The organism is Staphylococcus sp. HMSC06C11 (assembly GCF_001808345.1).
Classification (GTDB): Bacteria; Bacillota; Bacilli; order Staphylococcales; family Staphylococcaceae; genus Staphylococcus; species Staphylococcus capitis.
Genome location: NZ_KV793048.1, coordinates 57541 through 82185, shown reverse-complemented (window position 1 = coordinate 82185; position 24645 = coordinate 57541). Strand labels below are relative to the sequence as shown.

Genomic DNA, 24645 nt, shown 5'->3' with positions numbered 1-24645 from the left:
GTAGCACTAGTCTTGATTTGCAAAAATTCTTGATGTAAGCAATCGGTCTAAAGTTACCTAGTTAATTAAGAGTTATAATTATTATAAAGTTATTGTCTTTAAATTCATTATTTTATTTATGTTAACTACATATAAAACGCTATAATCATTGATGGTCAAAATTATGTAATCCTAGACTGATATCTAGGGCGTTGTCAACTTCCTTCATCTTACTTTCAGACAAATAGGTCAACTTCTCTTTTAAACGTTTTTTATCTAGTGTTCTAATTTGTTCAAGTAAGATAACAGAGTCTTTATCTAACTTATATTTTTTCTTTTCAATTTCTACATGGGTTGGTATCTTCGCTTTATTAATCCTACCTGTAATAGCAGCAACTATGACAGTTGGACTATATTTATTACCAGTATCATTTTGTATAATTACAACAGGTCTTACTCCCCCTTGTTCAGACCCTTGAACTGGTGATAAATCAGCTAAGTAAACATCGCCTCTTCTAATCATTCATTCTTAGAGTTAGAAGTAAGATATGTTTCATTACAATCGCAAGCTTCACATTCGATGGGAAAAGCTTCCGTTGCTAGGGAGAGGTTTAAATCGGCCATTTGTGCATAGCCTTCTTTTAATGATTGTTCAAGACTGTGACTCCTAGATTGATTAAAAGATAACATATGAAGAACCTCCATCTGATTCCAAAAAAGTTGTTATTTAACCTTTAATTTATGTTTATAATAACAAATTTTTAACGCAGTGACTATACTATTTTAACAAATCGTTCGTAACCACTTGTTCTTCATTATGGTGATAGATTCTTGGTAAACGTTTTGATAAGTTACACAATACTTCATAATTGATTGTATGTTGCTTTTCAGCTAGAGACTCAACGGACTGTGGTGAATCTATATGATTATCCATCAATATCACTTTGTCTCCCATCTTCACATCATCAGGCACGCTCACTATAGTCTGATCCATACAAACCCGACCTACCACTTCACATTGATGGCCATTAACATTCACATAAGCACCTTGCATAGCTCTTAAATAACCATCAGCATATCCAACTGGTAGTATAGCAATTTTCATTTCTTTATCAGCTGTAAAAGTACGTCCATAGCTCACAGTTTCGCCAACTTTAAGAGATTTCACTTGTACTATTTCAGTAACGAGTTGAGCACTTGGGCGAAGATGTACTTTGACATTATCCCTAACATATTGTGAAGGATAATACCCATATAATGAGATACCTAATCTAATCGCATTACAAAATTGTCCATCCATTAATAAAGAAGCTGCAGAGTTTTGTGAATGAATGTAATTTGGTTTTTCAACTTGATTAACAATATCTTTAAAAAATTCATACTGTTCATTCATAGAATCCCCTGGTTCATCTGCGCTAGCGAAATGTGTAAACACGCCTTCAAAAACAAGATCATCTTTTTTATTAATTATATCAACAACATCTTTATACTCTTCAACATCTTTCATACCTAATCGACCCATACCAGAATCTATTTTGGCATGTAACCAAAGTTCTTTCTCATTTTTTTCAGGTATATTTCTAATAGCTTCTTTAAGCCAAGCTTTTGAAGGTACAGTAAGAGCTACACGATGTTGAATAGCTTTACATATGTCTTTAGTTGGAATGACACCTAAGACTAGTATTTTTGCATCAATTCCATGCATTCTTAATTCAATTGCTTCATCAAGTGTTGCAACTGCGAAAAACGAAGCCCCATGTTCCATTAGGTGATGTGCTACTTTTACACTACCTAATCCATAACTATTAGCTTTAATGACTGATATAACAGTCTTGTTATGATGTAACTGATTGAATGTTTGATAATTGTTTAATATTGCATCTAAATTAACATTTAAATAGGTTGATCTATAGAATTTTTCCGACATGAAAAGGTCCTCCTTGAAACTACTCGCTTAATACTAAAATATTAATACATTTATTATATAACGCCTTTATTCTAATTTTTCTAAGGTAACTTGACTCATTGCATAATTATCTGTATGGGTAATGCTTACATGAGCTCTAAATCCATCATAGTCGATACATGGCTTACCTAATTCATCGTTATAGCAATTGATATCTTTAAAAGATATCGTCTGACCTAACCCTGTACCCAATGCTTTACTAAAAGCTTCTTTAACAGCAAAACGACCTGCTAAAAATTCAATCTTACGCTTTTCATGAGTGAATTTTTCAAACTTTAGCTTTTCATTTTCAGTTAATACTCGGTCAACTAATTTAGGTTGTTTATATAACACCTTTCTAATACGCTCAATTTCTATCAAATCTATACCTATTCCATGTATCATAACTTCGCCTCTTTAATCACTTTCAATATAGTTTCTATTCATAGTATCTTATTCATCATCGCCGTTTAACATATCATGCGCATCTCTAGTTTTATTTTGTTTAATTAATAACTTTAATTTTTGAGCTTCATTTTTATCTATCAATTCAATTTCACTATTACCACCAGCTGTTGATAGCGTGAGAGTAGCTAGTTGATATCTTCTCATTATAAAGCCCTCATTAATATCGATGTTCTGAATTCTAAAGTAGGGAATGATATTTGTCTTTATGAAAATAATGCCTCTTCTAACATGTACTTCATCTTCTTCAATTGCGTATCTAAAATTTTTATATCGAAATATGGGCATTACAAATATAAAAAAGACTCCTAAAATAACGACTCCAACTATTTCAGCAATGATGAGTGTACGATTATCTATCCAATGAAATTTCAACACATTAAAGATGGTAAATACGATTAATGCAATAGTAAAGATTGTTATCCATAGCAAAGCATTCATTCGCATTGCTTTTAAACCCTTTTTATTCATATAGTTATAATTACTCATGAGTATCACCTCTCATGTACCACTCTTTAAATTCATTAACTTTAGAAACATCTGTGTATTTAAGACCTATTTTTTTATTTTCAAAACCTTTGGCGATTATAAATTTAAAATTGGCCAAATGCTTTCTTTCTAATAAAGGATGCTGTCTAATTTCCATACCTATGACTTTATTGAGTTTGAAGTAGAATCTTTTCATATTAAGTAATGATGCTTTTTGGATAACAATTTCTTCATTTTCAAGGTAATAACCACTATATCGCACATATAATATGGCCCTTATTATTAATAAAATGATTAATAACCCCGCAATAACAAACGACCACGTAGACCAGAAATACCATCCAATAAAACTAGCAATAATAAGGATAAGTGATGGTATAAGAAAATGTCGATGAAAACCTCTTAGTGGCATGCCAGTATGGGCTGTATTAAAACGCATTTCTGGTACCAATGATTGAATCACTTCATAAGCTTGTTGCCGTTTAATAAAAGGTAAAATCATTATACGTCCATTAACATCACTCGTCTCTGCAGAAGTAACAACGTCACTAGTAATATAAAAATGAATAGAAGTATAACCAAATAATCTTCTTAGATATGATTGATGTTCAAGTACACCTTGAAGTCGATTTGTTGGTACAGTGACATTCTTTTTTGTAAATAAGCCATATTGAATTTTAAGTTGATGACCTTGTTGCGTTACTTTATATCCATAGTATCTTATGAATGCGAGACACGTACCGATGATATAGCTCATTATTAAAACGACAACCACTATAGCAATAATTATGAAGAAAGTAGATTTTAAGACATATGAGAGTTCCCCACCTAATTTTTCCCAAGGTATAATGTCCGAGAAACTTCCCACAATTGGAGACAATGTTATTAATGTAATACCAATCGCACCACTAGTCATTGCCATAAATAATAATTGTTTAAATGACATTTTAAAAATTGATTTAGTAGGTACATTTTTCAAGGATTCATTATCCTCGTTTTCATCCTTTTCAGAATCAACATTCACTTCAGCTTGATGCGTTGCATTCAATTCTTGTTGTATGTTTTTAATCTCACTTTCAATCAATTTACTTTGCTTTTTTGATATTGTACTTAGTTCAATACCGTCACTTGGAGTTTTAATAATAAGTTCTACGCCACCTACTATTTGATTCACAAAACCTTCAGTGGTATCAACTGATTGAATTCTACTAATATTGAGTTCTTTTCGCTCTTTATTTAATACACCTGTTGTAAGAATGAAATGATTATTTTCAATCCAATATCTAGTATTATAAACTTTGAAAATATTATAAAAGAAAGTTATTAAAAATATTAATGTCATGATACCTGGCCATAAGTATGAATAGAAATCATCATATTTAAAATCTTTAATATTAAACAGGAAAATAATAATTACAATAAAATTATTTTTAATAACATTAATTAGACTTGTTACATATGAGATCGGATGTAGCTTTTGTGGATCATACATCGTCGTCTACACCTCTCAATCTATTTAACGCTTGATGCTCTATTACGTCTGCCTCTTCTTCTGAAACCATCGGCAGTGAAATTTCATGACCTGCTGTAACTAATTCAATTGTATTTATTTTAAATATTTTTGCTAGCGGATTTGTACTAACTGTAATATATTGCAACCTCTCTATCTTACTTAGTTCTTCCTTTTTAAAGAAAAAAGCTTGCTTCAAAATAATTGAATCGCCTTCAAATTTATAAAAATGGTATTTATATCTCAGAAATGGCCCAACTATAAAGTTTATAACTGAAATCACCGCAACTGTAATAAGTATGTATAGAATAAAGTTCCACCAATTATAAGTAGACCAACAATAATATAATATGCTCAAAATCACTAGTACTACAATTAAACCAATAAAACTAGTGATGTAATAGTACTTTAATGCATTTTTAGGACTGCGATGAAATGTACTATCAAGATTCATATTAAAGCTCCTTTAATTAATTTACTCACATTATAGCATAGAGTGTGATAGGTCTAAATAAAGCTTTAAATCTAAAAAAACCAGCTAAGTCAATAGACTTAACTGGTTAATAACATCATCGATTATTTTTGATGATCGGCAAATGTACGGCCTCTCATTGATTGGTTTGAACCTTTATTTTGTTTATCACGACGTTCGAATTTTTTATTATTTTTCTTTTTATTTGAATGACCTTTAGACCCTTTTGAACGTCTATTTTTATTATCAAATTTGCCATTGCCACGTTTGTTATTGTTGCCTCTTCTTGAACCGCCACCTCTACTATTGCGATTCTTACGTGCTAATGGTTTCTCAAACGTTAACTGTACTTCAACTTCATCGTTTGCTTCTACTAATTCTTGTAGCAATGATGCAACTAACTCAGTGCTGTCATATTCTTCAAGTAATTCACTTGAAATGCGTTGTAAACGAGGTTCACTGTCTTTAGACATCCAGTTTTGAACTTTTTCTTTAATATCGTCTTCACGAGCTTTAAGTACTTCTTTACGATGTGGTGGTCTTAAAGCGTTCATTCGACGTCCATTGACATCTTCAATTTGACGTATATAATCCATTTCAATTGGATTTACAAATGTTACCGCGATACCTTCTTTACCTGCACGTCCTGTTCGACCTATACGATGAGTATAGCTTTCTGTATCTTGAGGGATATCAAAGTTATAAACGTGACTTACACCTGAAATATCCAAACCTCTAGCTGCTACGTCAGTGGCAACTAAAATGTCAATTTGGTCATTTTTGAATTTCTTCAAGACTTCTAAACGTTTAGCTTGAGTAATATCACCATGCAAGCCTTCTGCTTTATAACCTTTAGATAATAGCGCACTAGTTAATTCATCAACACGACGTTTCGTACGTCCAAATACAATCGCTAAATCTGGTTGATGCACATCAAGGAAATTTGTAAATGTATCAAATTTCTCTAATTCTTTAACAATAGTATAGTATTCATCTATTTGTGGATCTGACATTTCATTATTCATTGTTTTAATGATTTTAGGCGTCTTCATAAATTGTTGAACTAAGTCTTGAATTGCTTTAGGCATAGTCGCTGAGAATAACATTGTTTGACGCTGGTCAAATGGAATTTTGTCCATAATAAATCTCATATCGTCGATGAATCCCATATTCATCATTTCGTCAGCTTCATCTAAAATTAATGTATGAATACCATTAGTTTTTAAAGTACGACGATTTAGGTGATCAATTACACGTCCTGGAGTTCCTACTACGATTTGTGGTCCTCTTTTAAGTGCTTTTATTTGTCGTTCAATCGGCATTCCACCGAAGACCGTAACGACTTGAACATTTTGGCCTTTACTAAACTCTCTTAATTGTTCCGCAACTTGCATAGCAAGTTCTCTTGTTGGCGCTAAAATGAGTGATTGTACGCCTTGTTGGCCTACAACTTTTTCAATTAAAGGAATACCAAAAGCCCCTGTTTTCCCCGTACCTGTTTGGGCTTGACCAAGGATGTCGTCTCCTTCTAACGCATAAGGGATACTGTCTTTTTGGATAGGTGTAGGTTCTTTAAATCCCATAGATTCCAGTGTTTGAACCGTTCTATCCGAGATCCCTAATTCTTTAAAATTTTGCAAAATAATTCTCCTTTTTAAGTGTTTATTTCTTAATATACGTTTTTGCATATATGTTCACTTTTGTTTCATCAACTTCTATATAGTACCACCTTAAAAATATTATAGCAATAAAGCAGTTACTTACTTTCTTTGTTTTACTCTTAAATTTTAAATTTATTACTCTTAAAAAAGATAGCGCATCACATGATGTAAGCGGTTAAAATTTTTAAATCATTTTCAACGCAAAAAAACATGCATTTCAACTTACTCATCAACGTTTAGATCGAGAATATTGAAATATGCATGTTCATTTACTTTAAAATATTAAATTAATGCTTCGACTACTTCTTCAAGTTTCATACCTCGTGAACCTTTAACCAATATTTTATCGTTTTCTTTCACAATAGTCTTCAATTCTTTAATCAGTTCACTTTTATCATCAAAGTGTTGTGCAGTAGGCACTTCATTTTGACCTGTGTTAAAAATAAATCGTGCTTCATCACCATAAGTGTATAATACATCAATTGCTTTATTATTGAGATAAGCCCCGACTTCTTCGTGCATAGATTGACTATTTTCACCTAGCTCTAAAACATCTGCTAGAATAAGGATTTTTCGCCCTTCCATACTACTTAGCGTATCGATGGCAGCTTTCATACTTGTCGGACTTGCATTATAAGCATCATTAATGACAGTTACGTTATTAGTAGTCTGGTGACGCTCCATACGCATACCTGTTAACTTAACATGATTAATATTGTCTTTTATTGTTTCATATGACAAACCAAGTTCATGTCCTATCGCAATGGCTATCGTCGCATTTTTCATATTGTGCGTACCTAGGATAGGTAGTGTAAAGCTTTCTTTATCATTTATTGTAAAAGCGATACCTTCTGTTTCTATATCATCAACATGACATACGAGCGTATTACTATTACCTAAACCTACACTTATTAATTTTGCTTTATTTAATTGTTCGAGATGCGGTTTTAGTAATGGTTCATCACCGTCGTATATGAATGTCCCATTCTCTTTAAGACCAATAGTAATTTCAGACTTGGCTTTAGCAATACCCTCTCTTGAACCTAAATCTTGCATATGTGATTCACCAATATTTGTGATGACTGCAATATCCGGTTGAGCAATTGAAGATAATAACTCTATCTCATGGAAGCCAGACATGCCCATTTCAAGAATAGAAATTTCTGTATCTTCATCTAAGTCTAATATTGTTAAAGGCATTCCAATCTCATTATTATAGTTACCTTGTGTTTTCTTTACTTTAAATTCTGTCGTTAAAACACTCTCAATCATATCTTTTGTAGTCGTTTTACCGTTTGATCCAGTTACTGCAATCACTTTAGGGTTCACATATTTAAGATATGCTTTGGCTAAGTCTTGTAATGCTTTAAGTGTATCTTCAACCCAAATGATTGGACCTTCGATATCCTCGCTTAACTCAGTTCCCTTTTCTGAAAATGAAGCACCAGCACCATCCTTTAAAGCTTGTGCAACAAATCGATGGCCATCTACGTTCTCACCTTTGAATGGGATAAAAAGCATATCCTTTTCAATGTTACGAGAATCAATAGTTACACCATTGATAGAATGGCTTAAATATTGTTCATCAATTTCGCAAGATATCCAATGTTTGATTTGTTCTAATGTAACGTTAATCATATTTAAAATCCTCTATTAATCAATTTTATATTTATTTTTCTTTTTATCTTCATGACGTTCTTTAGCGAGATTTATTAATTTTGCAATTAAATCTGGATATGATAATCCCATATTCTCCCACAAGCTTGGATACATACTGAATGAAGTAAATCCTGGCATAGCATTTGTTTCATTAATATAGATTTGGTTGTCTTCTGTAACAAAGAAATCTGCACGTACTAAACCTGAACAATCAGTGGCTTTAAAAGCCTCTAACGCCATATTACGTAATGTCATTTGAACGTCTTGATCTAAATCGGCTGGTATTTGAAGCTGAACTTTACCATCTTTATATTTAGATTTGTAATCATAAAATGCCACATCTTTAACAACTTCTCCAGGCCATGTAGTTTCAGGATAGTCATTACCCAATACAGCCACTTCAATTTCACGTGCTTCAATTCCTTGTTCAATTACAAGTTTACGGTCAAATTGGAAAGCTTCCTCAATACCTGATTTAAGTTCTTCTTCATTATTACATTTACTAATACCAACACTTGAACCTAAGTTAGCAGGTTTCACGAAAACTGGGTAAGTTAATTTATCATTAACTAATTTAATAATGTTGTTCTCATACTTTTCATATTCACTTCTTAAGAAACTAATGTATGGTAATTGAGGTAATCCTCTATGTTCAAACAATTGTTTCATAACTAATTTGTCCATAGAACTTGAAGCTGCTAACACACCATTACCTACATATGGAATATCTAATACTTCGAATAATCCTTGAATCGTACCGTCTTCACCATTAGGTCCATGTAAAAGTGGGAATACTGCATCATAAGAACGTCCAGTACTACCTTTACTTAATAATTGTGATATTTCTCCCGCTTCAACATTATTTAAAACTAATTCGTCAGTAGATTTAATTTCATCAGTGATGTTTTCTTTCTTCTTCCATTCACCATCATTTGTAATATAAATAATATCTATTTGATATTGATCTTTGTTAATTGCGTTTAATACGTTTTGTGCTGTTAATATTGAAACATCATGTTCAGCACTTTTTCCTCCAAAAACGATACAAATATTCTCTTTTGTCATTTCGTTTTCCTCCATTACAATTACTCGGCTTATATGCCATTTATCTGTTTAATAATTGTGATATTTTATTTATTATGTATAGCTCAATGTACATAACGGTCTCTGAAACTTAATATTATCATATTTCTAAAATCAATTGCATTTGATAATCCATCAATAAATCTAATTTTTAGTGACTGTTTTAATTCCTCTACCTTTGAATGGAAAAGAAAACTTATTTCTATATAATTTGTCGACTTGCCACTTTGATATTCTAGCAAATTTAAAAAAAGTCATGTAAAATCAATGTAGACTATTTATTAACCATTAAATTATGATTTTATATAGATTCATGAATGGTTTATGCTACAAATGAATCATTCATATATCATATTAATACGCGCATGATTATAAAGGAGTAGGAAATGAATTATTCATCTCGTCAACAACCAAGCAAACATTGGTTTCGTAAAGTCGACTGGATATTAGTGCTGGTAATTACTGTGTTAGCAATCATAAGCGTAACACTAATTAGTTCTGCAATGGGTGGCGGACAATATAGTGCGAACTTCAGTATTAGACAAATTATTTATTACATCCTCGGAGCTATTATGGCATTTCTCATTATGATAGTTTCCCCTAAGAAAATTAAACATAATACATATCTCTTATATTTCATTTTTTGTGTTTTACTCATAGGATTGCTTATTTTACCTGAAACAGCCATCACACCTGTGATCAACGGTGCGAAAAGTTGGTATAGCTTTGGACCTATAAGTATTCAACCTTCAGAATTTATGAAGATTATTTTAATTTTAGCCCTAGCTAAAACAGTTTCTAGACATAATCAATTTACTTTTAACAAATCGTTCCAGTCAGATTTAATGCTATTTTTAAAAATTATAGGTGTTTCAATATTTCCTATGCTATTAATTTTATTACAAAATGACCTCGGTACTACGCTTGTTATTTGTGCAGTTATCGCCGGTGTTATGATGGTTAGTGGTATTACTTGGAGAATCCTTGCACCTATATTTATCGCAGCAATTTTAGGTGGTGCTAGTATTATTTTAGCTATCATTTTCAAACCTACATTAATTGAAAATCTATTAGGAATTAAGATGTATCAAATGGGACGAATTAATTCTTGGTTGGATCCTTATACTTATAGTAGTGGCGATGGATATCATTTAACTGAATCACTTAAAGCAATTGGATCTGGTCAATTAATAGGTAAAGGTTACAATCACGGTGAAGTTTATATCCCTGAAAATCATACAGACTTTATCTTCTCAGTTGTAGGCGAAGAGATGGGCTTCATTGGGTCTGTTGTGCTAATTCTCATATTCTTATTTTTAGTGTTTCATTTAATTAGATTAGCAAGCAAAATCAATAGTCAATATAATAAAGTCTTTATTATCGGGTATGTTTCTCTTATCGTCTTCCATGTACTTCAAAATGTTGGAATGACGGTTCAATTATTACCAATTACTGGTATACCTTTACCATTTATTAGTTATGGTGGGAGCTCACTTTGGAGTTTAATGACAGGCATAGGTGTCATTCTATCTATTTATTATCATGAACCTAAGCGTTATCAAGAACCTGATACTTTAGATACTGCTAAAACTGCATAATTTACAAACAAAAAAGCACTCACACATAGTGAGTGCTTTTGATCATTTAAGCAAATTATTTTAACTCATGACTTACTTGATTAGATGTAGGTAAAGTATTAATAATATCTAAACGAGATTTAGTTTTTTTAATATTCACACCTAATGATGACAATAATTTGACTACGTTTTGAATCTTATCTGGATTCTTCACTATAATCACCTCGTTTGGATTGACTTCAAAATTATCATACCCCAATTTATACTACTTTACTACATCAATTGTTAAATTTTAAAAAATTATTTACAAATCTATAAATATGCTATATATAAGTAAATTGAACATTACTCTAATAACGCACGCGAAAGCCAGAATCATATACTTCTTTTTCAATACTATTTAAATTCGCAGGCGTTTCAAATAATACCTTTATTTCTCCTACTTTACTATCAATATCTACTTTTTCGACACCAATCATATTTTCTAAACGTGTCTTTAATTGGTTTTCTTCCTCTATAGTCTCAATATTAGCAACATAAACAATTCCATTTTCCATTGTATTCTACCTCATTAATCTTTAATTAATTTTTGAAAAGTAACCAATAGTTCTTCCATCGCTTCTTCTTGTGCACCATTATTCACTTTATTCATAATACAACTTTTCATATGATGATCTAACAATTTAGTAGCCACACTGTTTAAAGCAGAGCGTGTCGCTCTTATTTGAGTTAAAACATCATCGCAATACACATCGTCTTCAATCATTCGATTAATTGCACGTACTTGACCTTCGATACGATTTAATCGTGACTTTAAATTTGCTTTCGTTTGCTCTGAGTGATGTGCAGTTTCATTTTCAGTCACAAGCGTCACCTCGTTTCTTTATTCTTCATCATCGTATTATTCAATAATTATTAAGTCAATTGATTCATTCACTTTTTAAAATAAAACCGACTATGATATTCAACATTCTTCATGCTATAATTGTATAGTTAAAACTTTTTTGAATATCTTCAACGAAATTATGAGAAATACAAAGGAGGTACCATATGTTAGAAGTCTTTACTATGGCGCTTCACCATTCAAATATAATCATTAATGTTATCTTAATTGGCGCTTTCATTTTAAACTTGATCTTTGCATTTACAATTATCTTTATGGAGAGACGTACAGCTAATTCTATATGGGCATGGTTACTTGTGCTCGTATTTCTACCTTTAATTGGGTTCATTTTATATCTATTGCTAGGTCGTCAAATCCAAAGAGATCAAATCTTTAAATTAAATAAAGAAGATAAAGTCGGTTTAGAAATGATTGTCGATGAGCAATTGGAAGCGCTCAAGAAACAAGATTTCTCTAAAGGTAACCATCAAATAGTTAAATTTAAAGAAATGGTGCAAATGTTACTTTATAATAATGCTGCCTTTCTAACGACTGATAATGATTTAACTATTTATACTGATGGTCAACAAAAATTCGATGATTTAATTAATGATATTCGTAATGCTCAAGACTACATACATATTCAGTACTATATCTTTCATAGTGATGGACTTGGGAAACAAATTCTTAGTGAGCTTGAAAAGAAAGCCGAAGAAGGCATTGAAGTGAAAATGCTATATGACGATATGGGTTCGAGGGACTTACGTAAAAAGGATTTAAAACATTTTAGAAATAAAGGTGGGCATGCTGAATCATTCTTCCCATCAAAATTGCCATTAATTAATTTACGTATGAATAACCGAAACCACAGAAAAATCGTTATTATCGACGGTAAAATTGGTTATGTTGGTGGTTTCAATGTAGGTGATGAATATTTAGGTAAATCTAAGAAGTTTGGTTACTGGCGTGACACGCATCTACGTATTGTAGGTGATGCTGTAAATGCATTACAACTTCGATTTATTTTAGATTGGAATTCACAATCTACCCGAGACAATTTAACTTATCAAGAACGATATTTCCCTGATGTTAATTCTGGAGGAACAATCGGCATTCAAATCGCTTCTAGTGGACCTGATGAAGATTGGGAACAAATCAAATACGGTTACTTAAAAATGATATCATCAGCTAAAGAATCAATTTATATTCAATCCCCCTACTTTATACCAGATCAAGCATTTTTAGACTCGATTAAAATTGCTGCACTTGGTGGTGTGGAAGTCAATATTATGATTCCAAGTATGCCAGACCATCCATTCGTATACTGGGCTACACTTAAAAATGTCGCATCTTTACTTGAGGCCGGCGTAAAGGTGTATCATTACGAGAATGGCTTCCTACATTCTAAAGTATTGGTCATCGATGATGAACTCGCAAGTGTAGGTACTGCTAATATGGATAATCGTAGTTTCACATTGAATTTTGAAGTAAATGCCTTTATTTATGATGAGAGTGTCGCACGCTCCCTTAAGCAAGCATTTATTAACGATATGAAAGTGTCATCTAGACTTACAGAAGAAAGATACGAGCAACGCAGTACTTGGATTAAATTTAAAGAAGGTATTTCTCAATTATTGTCACCAATTCTATAATAAATTGAAAGGTCTGGGTTGTTCCTAGACCTTTTTAATATGTGAAGGAGACTATTATGGAAAATGAATTAAAAATTAAACACGCATGTAACTATATGAAAATGGTTCATAAAGATGATCACACTGGGCACGATATCACGCATGTAGAACGGGTTCATACATTAGCAAAGTATATCGCTTTAAATGAGGGTTTAGTACATACAACGATTATAGAACTTGCCGCTTTATTACATGACACAGTGGATAGCAAAATAACGAATGAAGAACAAGCATATGATAAACTTTCTACTTTTCTAGAAACGATTGACTTAACCCAAGATGATATTCAACATGTTTTACATATCATACAAAATATGAGTTACCGTGGTGGGAAAAACAATCAAGCCACATTATCAATTGAAGGGCAAATCGTAAGAGATGCTGATCGTTTGGATGCGCTAGGCGCAATCGGAATTGCTCGAACTTTTCAATTCGCTGGATATTTCGGCGAACCAATGTGGACTGAATCTAACGTGCCATTCGAATCACTACATACTGATAATATTGAAGCATTTGATCCTTCAGCAATTAAGCACTTTTACGAAAAATTATTAAAACTTAAAAGTTTAATGCATACCTCAACTGGAAGAAAGCTTGCTGAAGAACGTCATCATTTTATGCTTCAATTCTTAAAACAATTTTTACACGAATGGAATTTCAATAACAACACAAATTTGTAAATTTGGCACATGAAAAAGCCAGCAAATCATAATTTAATTTGCTGGCTTTTCTTATAACCTATTTCTTATTCTTTTTAGAAACAACTTGCGTATTTTTGCCTTTTTTATTAGAAGACGGATTATGTTCTTTTTCATATTGTTCGATGAAAGGTTGAACTTCTTTTTTAGCAAGTTTAGAGTAATACATATTTGCAAAATGCGTTTGTATTACTAAGAATAAGGCACTGACTGACCAATATAAACCAAGTGCAGATGACGCTTGTAATGAAATCCAAATAATCATGATTGGTGAAACAATCATCATCATGTATCCCATTTGGCGTTGCTCTTGAGGCATCGTTTTACTTGAAACATATGCTTGAACAAAGTAAAGAACACCGGCAATAATCGTAATCCAAATATCTGGTTTAGTTAAATTAAACCATAAGAAATGTGGATGATCAGAAAGTCCATTAACAAGTTTATCTTTTAATACGAAATATAATCCCATGATAATTGGCATTTGAATAAGCATTGGTAAACAACCGAGCATGCTCTTCATCGGATTCATATCATATTTTTTATAAACTTCCATCAATTCTTGGTTTGCCGCCATTTTCTCTTCTTGAGTACGAGCACGTTTAACTTTTTCTTGAATACCATCAACTTCTGGCTTAGCTACTTTCATTTTTTCACGCATCATATGACTATTTTTATAGTTTGATAACATGAATGGTAACAAGATTAAACGTATAACAAGAACTAAGATAATAATCGCTAGTCCATAGTCGTTATTAAATACATCATTTCCTAACCATTGTAAGAGATGTTTCATTGGCTGAACGAATGTATTAAAGAAGAATCCGTCCTGCTTTTCAGGTTTAGAGTAGTCACACCCTGCTAGAAAAACCATTATCCCTAAAAACAAAGGTAGTAACGCTTTTTTCTTCATTTTTCCACCTCTATTGTAATATTCACATAGGATTCATTTTATCATACTCATACTATAGTAGAAAACAAAAAGTGGAAAAATATATTGATTAATTAAAGTATTTACGAAAATGCTTAACAGTCTTGTCAATATTCTTACTTCTAGTTATTGCAGAAATTACTGAAACGCCATCAGCACAGGCTTCAGCAATTGGTTCAATATTTGTTTCATTAATACCACCTATTGCTACAATAGGTAATTCTCCAACATAATCTCGCAATTTTGTAATCATATGAGGACCAACAGGAGCGTTAGCATCATCTTTTGACGAAGTGGTATACATAGGCCCTACACCTATGTAATCCACTTGAGATAAATCCGATTGTTGATACTCATCTAAATTACCCACACTCAAACCTATAATTTTATTTCTAAACTGCATAGCAAAATCTTTAACTTCTTTATCATCCTGACCAACATGAACGCCATCAGCATCAATATCTTTTGCTAACTCTATATCGTCATTGACAATGAATGGTACGTGATATCTCTCGCATTTTCGTTTTAAATTTATTGCTAACTGTTTCTTCTCTTCACCTATTAAAGATGATGGGCCCTTTTCACGAAATTGATACATAGTGATTCCGGATTTCAAAGCCTCATCAAGTACTTGTTCAATGGTTCTATTTTCTGGTATATCTTGAGTTCCACAAATAAAATATACTTGTAATTGCTCTGAGCTAAACATATAAGATTAAACCTCTACTTTATGTACATATTTTTCAAATGTTGTCTCATCAATTTGATACATTTGATCGAGCAATTCTGGTAAAAATGATCCAGGGCCATGGACATGGTTTTTATTTTCAGCTAATTCTGCAGCAATATTGTACACACTAACCGCTTCAATTAACTGTTCAATTTCTGGTCGAGTATTTCTAAATAAGAAGCTTGCCACTACTCCTCCTAAAAGGCAACCTGCACCGGTAATTTTAGCTAGAAGAGGTGAGCCATTAGCAAGTTTAACAATTTGATTATTTTGTGCGACAACGTCTTCCTTACCTGTAATGACAATTGCTGTTTCGAGATTTTTATGGGCCTTTCTAGCAATTTCAACTGCATCAAGTGAACTATCACTATCTGTTCCTTTCATCGTAGTTTGAGAGTCAACAAGCGTAAGTAGTTCTGATGCGTTTCCCTTTATTACAGAAACTTCAATTTGTTCTAAAAATCTCTTACAAAATTGTTTTCTGTAAGAAGACGCGCCTACTGCCACTGGGTCGAAGACAATTGGCGTACCTTGTTCGTTAGCGATTCTCCCTATTTTCATAATACCTTCTTCATTATCATGAGTTAGTGTACCTATATTAATCACTAATGCACTTGCCACTTTGTAAAATTCTTCTGCTTCTTCAGGTGCTTCACTCATTGCTGGACTTGCTCCTAAACTAAGTAACCCGTTAGCTGTAAAATTTTTAACAACGTCATTGGTATAGCAAACAATAAGTGGATTTTCTGAACGTAATCTTTCTAAATTATTCATCATCTAAACCTACTTTCTTTAAATATGCAAAGTGATTCACTGGACCTCTCCCTTTACCAATTTCAGGCGTATGTTCAATACTCATTGAAATAAACGACTTAGCTTTTTCTACTGCTTGATGTATAGAACGACCTTTAGCTAGTTCTGCAGTGATTACTGCTGAAAATGTACAACCAGTTCCGTGTGTATGTTTAGTATCGAAGCGTTTATTTTCAAAAGTATAAACATCGTCCTTCGTAAATAAGAAATCTTTAGCGTTATTTAAATCAGCAGAATGACCACCTTTAATAACAACGCCTTTACTACCAATCTCATTGATAAAAATATCTCCTGCTTTGCGGATATTGTCTTCACTATCTATTTTCAAACCAGTAATTTCCTCTGCTTCAGGAATATTTGGTGTTACAACATCAGCTAAAGGTAATAAGGTAGTTTGTAAGTGAGATTTAGTATCATCGTCCATGAGTGAATCTCCACTCTTCGCCAACATAACAGGATCAATAACATAAGGAATATCTGAATACTTTTTCAAATAACTTTGTATCAGTTCCATTGTTTCTTTAGTCGCAATCATTCCTGTTTTTATAGCATGTGGTAATTCATCATCAAAAACACTATCAAGTTGCTCTTGTACCCAACTTGTTTCCAAATTATGAATGCTCTGAACACCTAGAGTATTTTGCGCGACAATGCTAGTGATTGCTGCCATACCGTATACGCCACATGAATGGAAAGATTTTAAATCAGCCATTACCCCTGCGCCACCAGTGGGATCTGTTCCAGCTATCGTTAATGCTATTTTAGGTTTATTCATGGTTTTCTCCTCCAAAATCCCATTTTTCATCGATATAAGCCATATTAAAGAAATGACGCTCATGTACTGTACTTTGCAAGAAGTTTTCTTTGATTTCTTGCTTTTCTTTGTCAGTACATTCTTCTGTTAAACGGTCCATCAATTGATCGAAAACATCAACAAGTGGATCCATTTCAGTACTATAAAAATCAAACCACTTTGCGGTAATTGAATCTTTATTTAATTTAGGATCTTTAATCGCACGCTTAGCTATAACTGCATAGACGTAAGGACAAGGTGCCATTGCAGCTATAGTGTATGCTGCATTTTCGTGAGCATAAGCATTATAATACATATGCTTAATATAGTGATCTCCACTTGGTGGCCAAACTTTTTCTTTAACAATTTCTTCATAAGATTCATTGATATAATCAGCCAGTACTTCATGTGCCTCTACTTCACCATCTAACATGAATTCAATCTGTTCAACTAAGAATTTTACATCTTGCATAGTGTGAACCTTTGGAATAAGTAAGGCATATAAGTTTGTAAATTCTTTTAAATATGATGCATCCGCTCTTAAATATTGACGTACTGCTTGTTTAGGTAAAGTCCCAACTAATAATTCTTGAATAAAGTTATCATTGTAAATTCTTTCAATAATTGGTTGAGCTTCTTCCCTTAATTCTTGTGAAAATTTCATTAAATAAGCCTCCTTGGATAATAAAAAAACTACTTTCCAACAATGAAAAGTAGCTAAATCTGGGCATAGCGATGCTTATTTGATAAAGACTACTTTCCTACGTTGGTACTAACCAAATCAGGTTATAAGGGTCTGAATCATATCATCTCAGCCTTGTGGCTCCCCTAGTAGTTAATATTTATTTAATTCAATAATTACATTATCAAACGACTCTCACTAAATCAATTAAATGTGCTTCTAAATAAAAAAACCATCTTCTCATATTGAGAAGATGGTTAATAATCATATATTTAAATTATGCAGTTACCCATTGGCTAGCGCCTGCAGTGTTGTATAATTTAACTGCTGCAGCGTCTTGTACGCTTTCAGGAGCGTTAGCTGGAGATTGACCTTTATATTGTTCTGGAGCTACTGAATCCCAAGTTGATTGTAAGAATTGGAATTTACCAGCTGCGCCAGTTGAAGGGTTGATAGCGTGGATGTCGCCACCTGATTCACGTTGAGCAATTTGTTTTAAGTGTGAATTTAAGTTTACTGATGAACCACTTGAAGCTTGGTTTGATGAAGCTTGACTACTTGCAGTGTTGTTAGTTGGTGCACTGTAAGAAGTAGTTGCTTTAGCTTGTGGTTGTTGAGTTTGCTCAGTTTGTGGAGCAGAAGTTTGTTCTGGTTGAGCTTGTTGAGCTTGGCTAGTTTGTTGTTGTGAACTTACTTGGGCAGCTGAAGTTTGGTTGCTTACATCTTGTTGTGGAGTAGCTTGACCATTTTGTGCATAGTTCCAGCTCCAGTGAGTACCATTTGATTCAAAGTGATAATTGAAACCATTGTAATCAAAGTTTACGTTATAAGCACCTTTTTGGATAGGGCTTTCGTTTAATGATTGGTCATTTGATTGAGCTTTTTGAGCTAATTCTGCTTTATCAACGTTTGTTGCTTCACTTGCGTGTGCGTCGTGTCCAGCATTACCTGCTACAACGCCTAATCCTACTGCTAATGATGATGCAATAATTGTCTTTTTCATTATTAAAAATCCTCCTAAAAGTGATTTGTTTTCTTAACTAATTTACAAGTACTACTCTAACATCTGTATAAACAGTGTAGGTTACAGTGAAATAAAAAAAACAAGCTCTTTTTTACACTCGAATTACAATGAATATTAAATATAATTGGAATTAAATTTCTACTCAAAACTGTCATGACAGTTTTGAGATTGTATCGATTCTTAAACAAGTTTGTAATATAATTGAAATCTGTCAGATAATTATAAGTTGATTGAATGATTGATGACTTAAATATTAAAAGCGACCTTACTTTAATATTGGCCGATCAAAGTAGGTCGCTTGAGTATAATTGAAAGAAAAGGATAATTTAATTTTTATTAAAAATAGGATGGAGTTTAGGGAGAGAATTAATTTTTAGATATTAATAATTTCAATGTCGTCTGAATGATAAGTGTCTTCATCGTATTGATTTTGAGAGAGGATTTCATTATGTTTAGTTTTTGGAGACATAAATTTAATTGTTTCTACATATAGTTCGGTTACAAAATGCGTTTGTCCTTCTTTTTCATATTTTCTTGAACGCATTTGTCCTGTTATACCTACTAATGTACCTTGACTAGTATATTTTTCGATATTGGTTGCTGTTTTGCCGAAAGCTTTACACAATAAATAATCACTTGATATTTCATTATTTTCATCTTTGTAATTTCTTTCAGTTGCTACACAAAATGTTGCGACCTTATTATCCTCCTTCTCATAAATTTGAGCATCTTTAGTCAACCTTCCTACTATTACTATTTTGTTTAACATGTGTCACCTCCTTCTTGTAATACATAATAATTGACGGGTTATAATTTGGTCAAAATTACAAATACCCTTAAAATGATAGCTATTTGTAGTATGTTTTTGATATATTTAAAGAAAATAATCATTAATTAAGTTCATAACTGCTTATAATTTAATTTATTGTATATTTAAAAAACAATTGGGATGTGAAATAATGAAAACATTTAAGGCTGTTCGGTTTCAAATTGTAAATGAGAATGGTGGCGTTTCAGAATATGAAATCGAAGATGGCGTTATTATAAATAAAGAAGGTAGTGGAACAGGCTGGTTACTTGAGATTGTTATTTCAAATGAGCACTATGAAACATTTAAAACATATATGGATGATAAACAATTATTAGATATTAGAGTAGTCATCACTAGACCTGCAAATGATCCAGCTTTATTTGATGCTACGGTTAAAAATGTCGCTAATTTTAAAAAATCAATGTCTGTTGTTTTTGAATGTCATATTTATACGTTACGACAAGTCTATGCCGAAAGCTTGCTAGAGGAATTGGTAGATGATGGTTTAACTGGTGAAGAGCTCAAGAAGACCTTTAATCGAATGATGCAATCTAAACCTAAACTAAAAGAAGAAAAATTCGAGAGAAATTAAATAAATAAAAAAAGGAGTGTAAAAGGAACTAATTCATTTTAATTAGTTCTTGATACACTCCTTTTATAATATGGAATAGTTTAAGCATCTTGAATAGCAAATATTAGTTCACAGCTACAAGCAAGTTGACCATCGACTGTAGCTTTCGCACTACCTTTACCTATTGGTCCTTTAATTTTAGTAATTTCTACTTCTAACATTAACGTATCACCAGGTGTCACTTGTTTTTTGAAACGACATTTATCAATACCAGCGAATAAAGCTATTTTACCTTTATTCTCTTCATTGTTTAACATCGCTACGGCTCCAGTTTGAGCTAGTGCTTCAGTTATTAATACACCTGGCATTACTGCGTATTCAGGAAAATGCCCTTGGAAAAATGGTTCATTACCAGAAACTTGCTTTAAACCCACGCAACGTTTTCCCTCTTCATATTCAACAACTCTATCAATTAATAAGAACGGTTGTCTATGAGGGATAATTTGTTTAATTTGATTATAGTCAAAAATTGTTTCCATTATATTAAACCTCCGAAATGTAAACTTTGATGTTTAAAAATGATTTAATCATTAATACGCTTAATATCTGCACCAAGGTCTTTTAATTTTCCGTGTAAATTTACATAACCTCGATCTAAATGCTTAAGTTCAGTAACTTGTGTAGTACCATCTGCAACTAAACCTGCTAAGATCAATGCTGCTGCAGCTCTTAAATCTGTAGCTTTAACTTGCGCGCCTTGTAATTGACTTTTTCCTTCAATTTTAGCGCTTCTACCTTCAACATTAATATTTGCATTCATTCTTCTAAACTCGGCTACATGCATAAATCTATTTTCAAAGACCGTTTCAGTAATAACTTTATGCCCATTTGCTGTAAGTAATAAAGCCATCATTTGTGATTGCATATCAGTTGGGAAACCTGGATGTGGTAATGTTTTTACATCAACAGGCTTTAAGTCACCTTCAGCAGAAACTTGAATACCGTCTTCTTTGAAGTCTAAATTAACCCCCATCTCTTCAAGTTTATATACTAAGCTTGCCATATGCTCTTTGATGGCACCTCGAACAAAGATATCTCCACGTGTGATTGCACCGGCGATTAATAATGTTCCCGCTTCAATTCTATCTGGAATGATTGAATGTTCTACACCATGTAATTTATCAACACCGTGTATAGTGATTGTATCTGTTCCAGCACCAGTAATTTTACCGCCCATTTCATTAATATAGTTGGCTAAATCTACAATTTCTGGTTCTTTAGCAGCATTTTCAATAATTGATTTACCTGATGCAAGTGAAGCTGCCATGATAATATTTTGTGTTGCTCCTACACTTGGAAAATCTAAATGAATTTGAGTACCTTTTAATCCATTTTTAGCATTAGCATAAATATTACCATTTTCTAAATGAATTTCGGCTCCTAGTGCTTCAAATCCTTTGATATGTTGTTCAATCGGTCTACTACCAATTGCACAACCACCAGGTAACGCTACAATTGCATGTCCGAGTCTAGCAAGTAATGGCCCCATTACTAAAATACTCGCTCTCATTTTACTCACATATTCATATGGAGCCTCTTCATTCAATTTTTGAGTAGCATCAACTTTAACTGCATTTTCTTCTTTATTATATGAAACATCTGCATTAAGTGTTGATAAAACATTATTTATCGTCTCTACATCACTTAAAGCTGGAACGTTAACAAGTTTACTTTGCCCCTCTGAAGCTAATAAAGAAGCTGTTAATACTGGTAATACAGCATTTTTTGCACCTTCAACTTTAACTTCACCTGTTAATCGGTTTCCACCATTAATTACTATTTTATCCATCTTAAATCCTCCACTTATAACTCCTATTACTTATTCATTTCCCTGATTAATAAGTTAATATTCATTTTATAATTATATCCAGTTTTAGATATAAATAACAGTTTTTGAATTACTTTAATAAATACTTAACTTGAGTTGAATATTGTAATAAATCGACAATAAAATTACTTACCGATGTACCTATTAAAATAGCTACAAATATCATACAAATTTGCACTTGTAATGCATAACCTTTTTTAAAAAATTGATCTAATCTAACAGAGTTTAGAGCCCAATAGGCTATACAGATACATATTACATGTAAGATAAGGTGTACAATTGCAAATTGACCAAGATAATCCATGTTCTACTCCTTCGTAAGATTACTGTATAACATTGTACACGAAATAACTTAATAAAGATACTTTAATAATTCCGATTGTGAAATTAAAATATTTAATAAAAAAAGGTTCGAAGCGTATATAACGCCTCGAACCTTTTTAGTTATTTTAATTCAGCCACACGTAAACGGTTATTAGCTCGTTCTAACGCTCTTTTGGCTCTATTAATGTCACTGTTATCATCATCATCTTCTAAATGTGATTCTGCTCTCGACTTAGCCAATTTAGCTCTCTCAACATCGATTTCGCTAGCAGTTTCTGCTGTTTGGACGATAATTGATAATTTATGTTGTCTAACTTCAACAAAACCATCACTAACTGCTACATATTCGTTACCATTATGAAAGTTAACTTTAACATAGCCAGTTTTTAATGCGGCAACTGTTGGAATGTGTCCACTCATGATACCCATTTCACCAGCTGTTGTTTGTAATACAGCTAGTTCTACATCTTCTCGTTCGTAGACAGAACCATTAGGAGTGACAATATTTAGGCTTAATGTATTCATTATCCATACCTCCTAATTATTAGACTTCAACACCCATATCTTTGGCTTTTTCAATTACGTCTTGCATACTACCTACTAAACGGAAAGCATCTTCAGGAATATGATCGTATTTACCATCTAAGATATCTCTGAAATCTGATACTGTTGTTTTAACTGGTACATAAGAACCTTTTTGACCAGTGAATTGCTCAGCTACGTGGAAGTTTTGTGATAAGAAGAATTGAATTCTACGAGCACGTTCTACAGTTTGTTTATCTTCATCTGATAACTCATCCATACCAAGAATTGCAATAATATCTTGTAATTCTCTGTATTTTTGTAAAGTAGACTGAACTTCACGAGCTACATCGTAATGGTCTTGACCAACGATTGATGGTTCTAACGCTCTAGAAGTAGAAGCTAATGGATCAACCGCAGGATAAATACCCATTTCAGTTAATTTACGCTCTAAGTTAGTTGTCGCATCTAAGTGAGCGAATGTAGTTGCTGGCGCAGGGTCTGTATAGTCATCGGCTGGAACGAATACCGCCTGAATTGAAGTAACAGAACCTTTATTAGTTGAACTAATACGTTCTTGTAATTGACCCATTTCAGTAGCAAGTGTTGGTTGATAACCAACGGCTGAAGGCATACGTCCAAGTAATGCTGAAACTTCAGAACCAGCTTGTGTGAATCTGAAGATATTATCAATGAATAATAATACGTCTTGGCCTTCTTCATCACGGAAATATTCTGCCATTGTTAAACCTGATAATGCAACACGCATACGAGCACCAGGTGGCTCGTTCATCTGACCGAATACCATCGCTGTTTTCTTAATTACACCACTATCGCTCATTTCATAGTAAAGGTCGTTACCTTCACGTGTACGTTCACCAACACCGGCGAATACTGAAATACCACCATGCTCTTGAGCGATATTATTGATAAGTTCTTGGATTAAAACTGTCTTACCAACACCGGCACCACCGAATAATCCAATTTTACCACCTTTAATGTAAGGTGCTAATAAGTCTACTACTTTGATACCTGTTTCTAAGATTTCTACTTTAGTAGATAATTCATCGAAGCCAGGTGCTTGTCTATGAATAGGATCACGACGTACTGAATCATCAATCTTTTCATCTAAATCGATTGTTTCTCCTAATACGTTAAATACTCTTCCTAAAGTTGCATCACCAACAGGTACGCTAATATCTTTACCTGTATCTTTAACTTCCATACCTCTTTGAACGCCGTCAGTTGAGTCCATTGCGATTGTACGTACTACATCATCACCTAATTGAAGTGCAACTTCTAAAGTTAAATGAAGTGTGCTATCTTCTTTAGGAACTTCGATGTGTAAGGCATTGTTAATATCAGGAACTTCATTATGTTCAAAACGAACATCGATTACTGGACCCATAACTTGAGTTACACGGCCAATTCCCATGTTGATTTC

29 protein-coding genes and 1 riboswitch are annotated in these 24645 nt (G+C 32.8%); of the genes, 4 read left to right on the top strand and 25 right to left on the bottom strand.

Going from position 1 to position 24645, the window contains the following annotated elements; translation table 11 throughout:
* Positions 1-145 precede the first annotated feature (145 nt).
* The 10 genes from HMPREF3154_RS10940 to HMPREF3154_RS10895 form a co-directional block, all read right to left on the bottom strand.
* Positions 146-502 (bottom strand): type II toxin-antitoxin system PemK/MazF family toxin, encoded by a 357-nt coding sequence (locus HMPREF3154_RS10940; protein WP_002435799.1) that lies wholly within the window; start codon positions 500-502, stop codon positions 146-148.
* Positions 499-669, bottom strand: coding sequence for a type II toxin-antitoxin system antitoxin MazE (gene mazE / locus HMPREF3154_RS10935; RefSeq protein ID WP_002435513.1), 171 nt, complete (start codon positions 667-669; stop codon positions 499-501). Before mazE ends, HMPREF3154_RS10940 begins: the two co-directional genes overlap by 4 nt.
* Before the next feature lie 88 nt (positions 670-757).
* Complete coding sequence (alr, locus tag HMPREF3154_RS10930) at positions 758-1906, bottom strand: alanine racemase (RefSeq protein ID WP_023351373.1); 1149 nt, start codon at positions 1904-1906, stop codon at positions 758-760.
* Between the two features lie 66 nt (positions 1907-1972).
* Entirely contained in the window at positions 1973-2329 is a 357-nt protein-coding gene (acpS, locus tag HMPREF3154_RS10925) for a holo-ACP synthase (RefSeq protein WP_002435510.1), read from the bottom strand.
* Positions 2330-2377: 48 nt separating this feature from the next.
* Positions 2378-2878: a PH domain-containing protein gene (locus HMPREF3154_RS10920; RefSeq protein WP_023351372.1), complete on the bottom strand. Its 501-nt coding sequence runs from the start codon at positions 2876-2878 to the stop codon at positions 2378-2380.
* Positions 2871-4370, bottom strand: a complete 1500-nt coding sequence (locus tag HMPREF3154_RS10915) for a PH domain-containing protein (RefSeq protein WP_030063298.1) — start codon at positions 4368-4370, stop codon at positions 2871-2873. Before HMPREF3154_RS10915 ends, HMPREF3154_RS10920 begins: the two co-directional genes overlap by 8 nt.
* Complete coding sequence (locus tag HMPREF3154_RS10910) at positions 4363-4842, bottom strand: PH domain-containing protein (protein ID WP_023351370.1); 480 nt, start codon at positions 4840-4842, stop codon at positions 4363-4365. Before HMPREF3154_RS10910 ends, HMPREF3154_RS10915 begins: the two co-directional genes overlap by 8 nt.
* A 122-nt stretch (positions 4843-4964) precedes the next feature.
* Positions 4965-6500 carry a degradosome RNA helicase CshA gene (locus tag HMPREF3154_RS10905; protein ID WP_023351369.1) on the bottom strand — a complete coding sequence of 512 codons (1536 nt, stop codon included), beginning with the start codon at positions 6498-6500 and terminating at the stop codon, positions 4965-4967.
* Between the two features lie 303 nt (positions 6501-6803).
* Entirely contained in the window at positions 6804-8159 is a 1356-nt protein-coding gene (gene murF / locus HMPREF3154_RS10900; RefSeq protein WP_023351368.1) for a UDP-N-acetylmuramoyl-tripeptide--D-alanyl-D-alanine ligase, read from the bottom strand.
* A gap of 15 nt (positions 8160-8174) precedes the next feature.
* Positions 8175-9245, bottom strand: a complete 1071-nt coding sequence (locus HMPREF3154_RS10895; RefSeq protein ID WP_002435813.1) for a D-alanine--D-alanine ligase — start codon at positions 9243-9245, stop codon at positions 8175-8177.
* Between the two features lie 404 nt (positions 9246-9649).
* Here HMPREF3154_RS10895 and HMPREF3154_RS10890 point away from each other — a divergent pair, with 404 nt between their 5' ends.
* Positions 9650-10861, top strand: a complete 1212-nt coding sequence (locus HMPREF3154_RS10890) for an FtsW/RodA/SpoVE family cell cycle protein (protein ID WP_023351365.1) — start codon at positions 9650-9652, stop codon at positions 10859-10861.
* Positions 10862-10916: 55 nt separating this feature from the next.
* Here HMPREF3154_RS10890 and HMPREF3154_RS11465 read toward each other — a convergent pair whose 3' ends face one another.
* The 3 genes from HMPREF3154_RS11465 to csoR all read right to left on the bottom strand — a co-directional run bounded on the left by HMPREF3154_RS11465 (position 10917) and on the right by csoR (position 11705).
* The gene (locus tag HMPREF3154_RS11465) at positions 10917-11054 is read right to left on the bottom strand and encodes an Lmo0850 family protein (RefSeq protein ID WP_002435861.1); all 138 of its coding nucleotides are present in this window, start codon (positions 11052-11054) and stop codon (positions 10917-10919) included.
* Positions 11055-11190: 136 nt separating this feature from the next.
* Positions 11191-11397, bottom strand: coding sequence for a putative copper chaperone CsoZ (locus HMPREF3154_RS10885; RefSeq protein ID WP_023351364.1), 207 nt, complete (start codon positions 11395-11397; stop codon positions 11191-11193).
* 14 nt (positions 11398-11411) lie between these two features.
* Complete coding sequence (gene csoR, locus HMPREF3154_RS10880) at positions 11412-11705, bottom strand: copper-sensing transcriptional repressor CsoR (protein ID WP_002435858.1); 294 nt, start codon at positions 11703-11705, stop codon at positions 11412-11414.
* A 185-nt stretch (positions 11706-11890) separates the two neighbouring features.
* Here csoR and cls point away from each other — a divergent pair, with 185 nt between their 5' ends.
* Both cls and HMPREF3154_RS10870 read left to right on the top strand, forming a co-directional pair.
* Positions 11891-13375, top strand: coding sequence for a cardiolipin synthase (gene cls, locus HMPREF3154_RS10875; RefSeq protein ID WP_002435854.1), 1485 nt, complete (start codon positions 11891-11893; stop codon positions 13373-13375).
* Positions 13376-13431: 56 nt separating this feature from the next.
* Positions 13432-14094 (top strand): HD domain-containing protein, encoded by a 663-nt coding sequence (locus HMPREF3154_RS10870; RefSeq protein ID WP_023351363.1) that lies wholly within the window; start codon positions 13432-13434, stop codon positions 14092-14094.
* Between the two features lie 58 nt (positions 14095-14152).
* Here the strand turns inward: HMPREF3154_RS10870 and yidC are convergent, their stop codons facing one another.
* From yidC to HMPREF3154_RS10835, 7 genes are all read right to left on the bottom strand, one after another.
* Positions 14153-15025, bottom strand: a complete 873-nt coding sequence (gene yidC / locus HMPREF3154_RS10865; RefSeq protein ID WP_002435877.1) for a membrane protein insertase YidC — start codon at positions 15023-15025, stop codon at positions 14153-14155.
* Positions 15026-15113: 88 nt separating this feature from the next.
* Positions 15114-15752 (bottom strand): thiamine phosphate synthase, encoded by a 639-nt coding sequence (gene thiE / locus HMPREF3154_RS10860; protein ID WP_023351362.1) that lies wholly within the window; start codon positions 15750-15752, stop codon positions 15114-15116.
* Between the two features lie 6 nt (positions 15753-15758).
* On the bottom strand, positions 15759-16547 hold the full coding sequence (thiM, locus tag HMPREF3154_RS10855; RefSeq protein WP_023351361.1) for a hydroxyethylthiazole kinase: 789 nt from the start codon (positions 16545-16547) through the stop codon (positions 15759-15761).
* Positions 16540-17361: a bifunctional hydroxymethylpyrimidine kinase/phosphomethylpyrimidine kinase gene (thiD, locus tag HMPREF3154_RS10850; RefSeq protein WP_002435497.1), complete on the bottom strand. Its 822-nt coding sequence runs from the start codon at positions 17359-17361 to the stop codon at positions 16540-16542. The genes thiM and thiD overlap by 8 nt, the downstream gene beginning before the upstream one ends.
* A complete protein-coding gene (tenA, locus tag HMPREF3154_RS10845; RefSeq protein ID WP_002435801.1) occupies positions 17354-18043 on the bottom strand; it encodes a thiaminase II in 690 nt (229 codons plus the stop codon). The genes thiD and tenA overlap by 8 nt, the downstream gene beginning before the upstream one ends.
* Positions 18044-18120: 77 nt before the next feature.
* A riboswitch (TPP riboswitch) is annotated at positions 18121-18219 on the bottom strand.
* 119 nt (positions 18220-18338) lie between these two features.
* The gene (locus HMPREF3154_RS10840; RefSeq protein WP_023351360.1) at positions 18339-19064 is read right to left on the bottom strand and encodes a transglycosylase family protein; all 726 of its coding nucleotides are present in this window, start codon (positions 19062-19064) and stop codon (positions 18339-18341) included.
* 394 nt (positions 19065-19458) lie between these two features.
* On the bottom strand, positions 19459-19854 hold the full coding sequence (locus HMPREF3154_RS10835) for a single-stranded DNA-binding protein (protein WP_023351359.1): 396 nt from the start codon (positions 19852-19854) through the stop codon (positions 19459-19461).
* A 190-nt stretch (positions 19855-20044) separates the two neighbouring features.
* Here HMPREF3154_RS10835 and HMPREF3154_RS10830 point away from each other — a divergent pair, with 190 nt between their 5' ends.
* A complete protein-coding gene (locus HMPREF3154_RS10830; protein WP_002435823.1) occupies positions 20045-20488 on the top strand; it encodes a YwpF-like family protein in 444 nt (147 codons plus the stop codon).
* Positions 20489-20568: 80 nt separating this feature from the next.
* Here the strand turns inward: HMPREF3154_RS10830 and fabZ are convergent, their stop codons facing one another.
* The 5 genes from fabZ to atpD form a co-directional block, all read right to left on the bottom strand.
* The gene (gene fabZ, locus HMPREF3154_RS10825; protein WP_023351358.1) at positions 20569-21006 is read right to left on the bottom strand and encodes a 3-hydroxyacyl-ACP dehydratase FabZ; all 438 of its coding nucleotides are present in this window, start codon (positions 21004-21006) and stop codon (positions 20569-20571) included.
* Positions 21007-21050: 44 nt separating this feature from the next.
* On the bottom strand, positions 21051-22316 hold the full coding sequence (gene murA, locus HMPREF3154_RS10820) for a UDP-N-acetylglucosamine 1-carboxyvinyltransferase (RefSeq protein WP_002435807.1): 1266 nt from the start codon (positions 22314-22316) through the stop codon (positions 21051-21053).
* 109 nt (positions 22317-22425) lie between these two features.
* Complete coding sequence (locus HMPREF3154_RS10815) at positions 22426-22659, bottom strand: DUF1146 family protein (RefSeq protein ID WP_002453705.1); 234 nt, start codon at positions 22657-22659, stop codon at positions 22426-22428.
* 140 nt (positions 22660-22799) lie between these two features.
* Positions 22800-23204 (bottom strand): F0F1 ATP synthase subunit epsilon, encoded by a 405-nt coding sequence (locus tag HMPREF3154_RS10810; RefSeq protein WP_002435826.1) that lies wholly within the window; start codon positions 23202-23204, stop codon positions 22800-22802.
* A 19-nt stretch (positions 23205-23223) separates the two neighbouring features.
* Positions 23224-24636, bottom strand: a complete 1413-nt coding sequence (atpD, locus tag HMPREF3154_RS10805; protein ID WP_002435865.1) for a F0F1 ATP synthase subunit beta — start codon at positions 24634-24636, stop codon at positions 23224-23226.
* Positions 24637-24645: the final 9 nt, after the last annotated feature.

Coding starts and splice junctions, on each gene's coding strand:
- HMPREF3154_RS10835 (WP_023351359.1), bottom strand. CDS start 19,854: ATGTTAAACAAAATAGTAATAGTAGGAAGGTTGACTAAAGATGCTCAA.
- HMPREF3154_RS10870 (WP_023351363.1), top strand. CDS start 13,432: ATGGAAAATGAATTAAAAATTAAACACGCATGTAACTATATGAAAATG.
- HMPREF3154_RS10910 (WP_023351370.1), bottom strand. CDS start 4,842: ATGAATCTTGATAGTACATTTCATCGCAGTCCTAAAAATGCATTAAAG.
- HMPREF3154_RS10885 (WP_023351364.1), bottom strand. CDS start 11,397: ATGGAAAATGGAATTGTTTATGTTGCTAATATTGAGACTATAGAGGAA.
- murA (WP_002435807.1), bottom strand. CDS start 22,316: ATGGATAAAATAGTAATTAATGGTGGAAACCGATTAACAGGTGAAGTT.
- murF (WP_023351368.1), bottom strand. CDS start 8,159: ATGATTAACGTTACATTAGAACAAATCAAACATTGGATATCTTGCGAA.
- thiE (WP_023351362.1), bottom strand. CDS start 15,752: ATGTTTAGCTCAGAGCAATTACAAGTATATTTTATTTGTGGAACTCAA.
- alr (WP_023351373.1), bottom strand. CDS start 1,906: ATGTCGGAAAAATTCTATAGATCAACCTATTTAAATGTTAATTTAGAT.
- mazE (WP_002435513.1), bottom strand. CDS start 669: ATGTTATCTTTTAATCAATCTAGGAGTCACAGTCTTGAACAATCATTA.
- HMPREF3154_RS10890 (WP_023351365.1), top strand. CDS start 9,650: ATGAATTATTCATCTCGTCAACAACCAAGCAAACATTGGTTTCGTAAA.
- thiM (WP_023351361.1), bottom strand. CDS start 16,547: ATGAATAATTTAGAAAGATTACGTTCAGAAAATCCACTTATTGTTTGC.
- fabZ (WP_023351358.1), bottom strand. CDS start 21,006: ATGGAAACAATTTTTGACTATAATCAAATTAAACAAATTATCCCTCAT.
- HMPREF3154_RS10830 (WP_002435823.1), top strand. CDS start 20,045: ATGAAAACATTTAAGGCTGTTCGGTTTCAAATTGTAAATGAGAATGGT.
- cls (WP_002435854.1), top strand. CDS start 11,891: ATGTTAGAAGTCTTTACTATGGCGCTTCACCATTCAAATATAATCATT.
- HMPREF3154_RS10915 (WP_030063298.1), bottom strand. CDS start 4,370: ATGTATGATCCACAAAAGCTACATCCGATCTCATATGTAACAAGTCTA.
- thiD (WP_002435497.1), bottom strand. CDS start 17,361: ATGAATAAACCTAAAATAGCATTAACGATAGCTGGAACAGATCCCACT.
- atpD (WP_002435865.1), bottom strand. CDS start 24,636: ATGGGAATTGGCCGTGTAACTCAAGTTATGGGTCCAGTAATCGATGTT.
- HMPREF3154_RS10840 (WP_023351360.1), bottom strand. CDS start 19,064: ATGAAAAAGACAATTATTGCATCATCATTAGCAGTAGGATTAGGCGTT.
- HMPREF3154_RS10815 (WP_002453705.1), bottom strand. CDS start 22,659: ATGGATTATCTTGGTCAATTTGCAATTGTACACCTTATCTTACATGTA.
- HMPREF3154_RS10920 (WP_023351372.1), bottom strand. CDS start 2,878: ATGAGTAATTATAACTATATGAATAAAAAGGGTTTAAAAGCAATGCGA.
- HMPREF3154_RS10940 (WP_002435799.1), bottom strand. CDS start 502: ATGATTAGAAGAGGCGATGTTTACTTAGCTGATTTATCACCAGTTCAA.
- HMPREF3154_RS10810 (WP_002435826.1), bottom strand. CDS start 23,204: ATGAATACATTAAGCCTAAATATTGTCACTCCTAATGGTTCTGTCTAC.
- yidC (WP_002435877.1), bottom strand. CDS start 15,025: ATGAAGAAAAAAGCGTTACTACCTTTGTTTTTAGGGATAATGGTTTTT.
- acpS (WP_002435510.1), bottom strand. CDS start 2,329: ATGATACATGGAATAGGTATAGATTTGATAGAAATTGAGCGTATTAGA.
- tenA (WP_002435801.1), bottom strand. CDS start 18,043: ATGAAATTTTCACAAGAATTAAGGGAAGAAGCTCAACCAATTATTGAA.
- HMPREF3154_RS10895 (WP_002435813.1), bottom strand. CDS start 9,245: ATGACAAAAGAGAATATTTGTATCGTTTTTGGAGGAAAAAGTGCTGAA.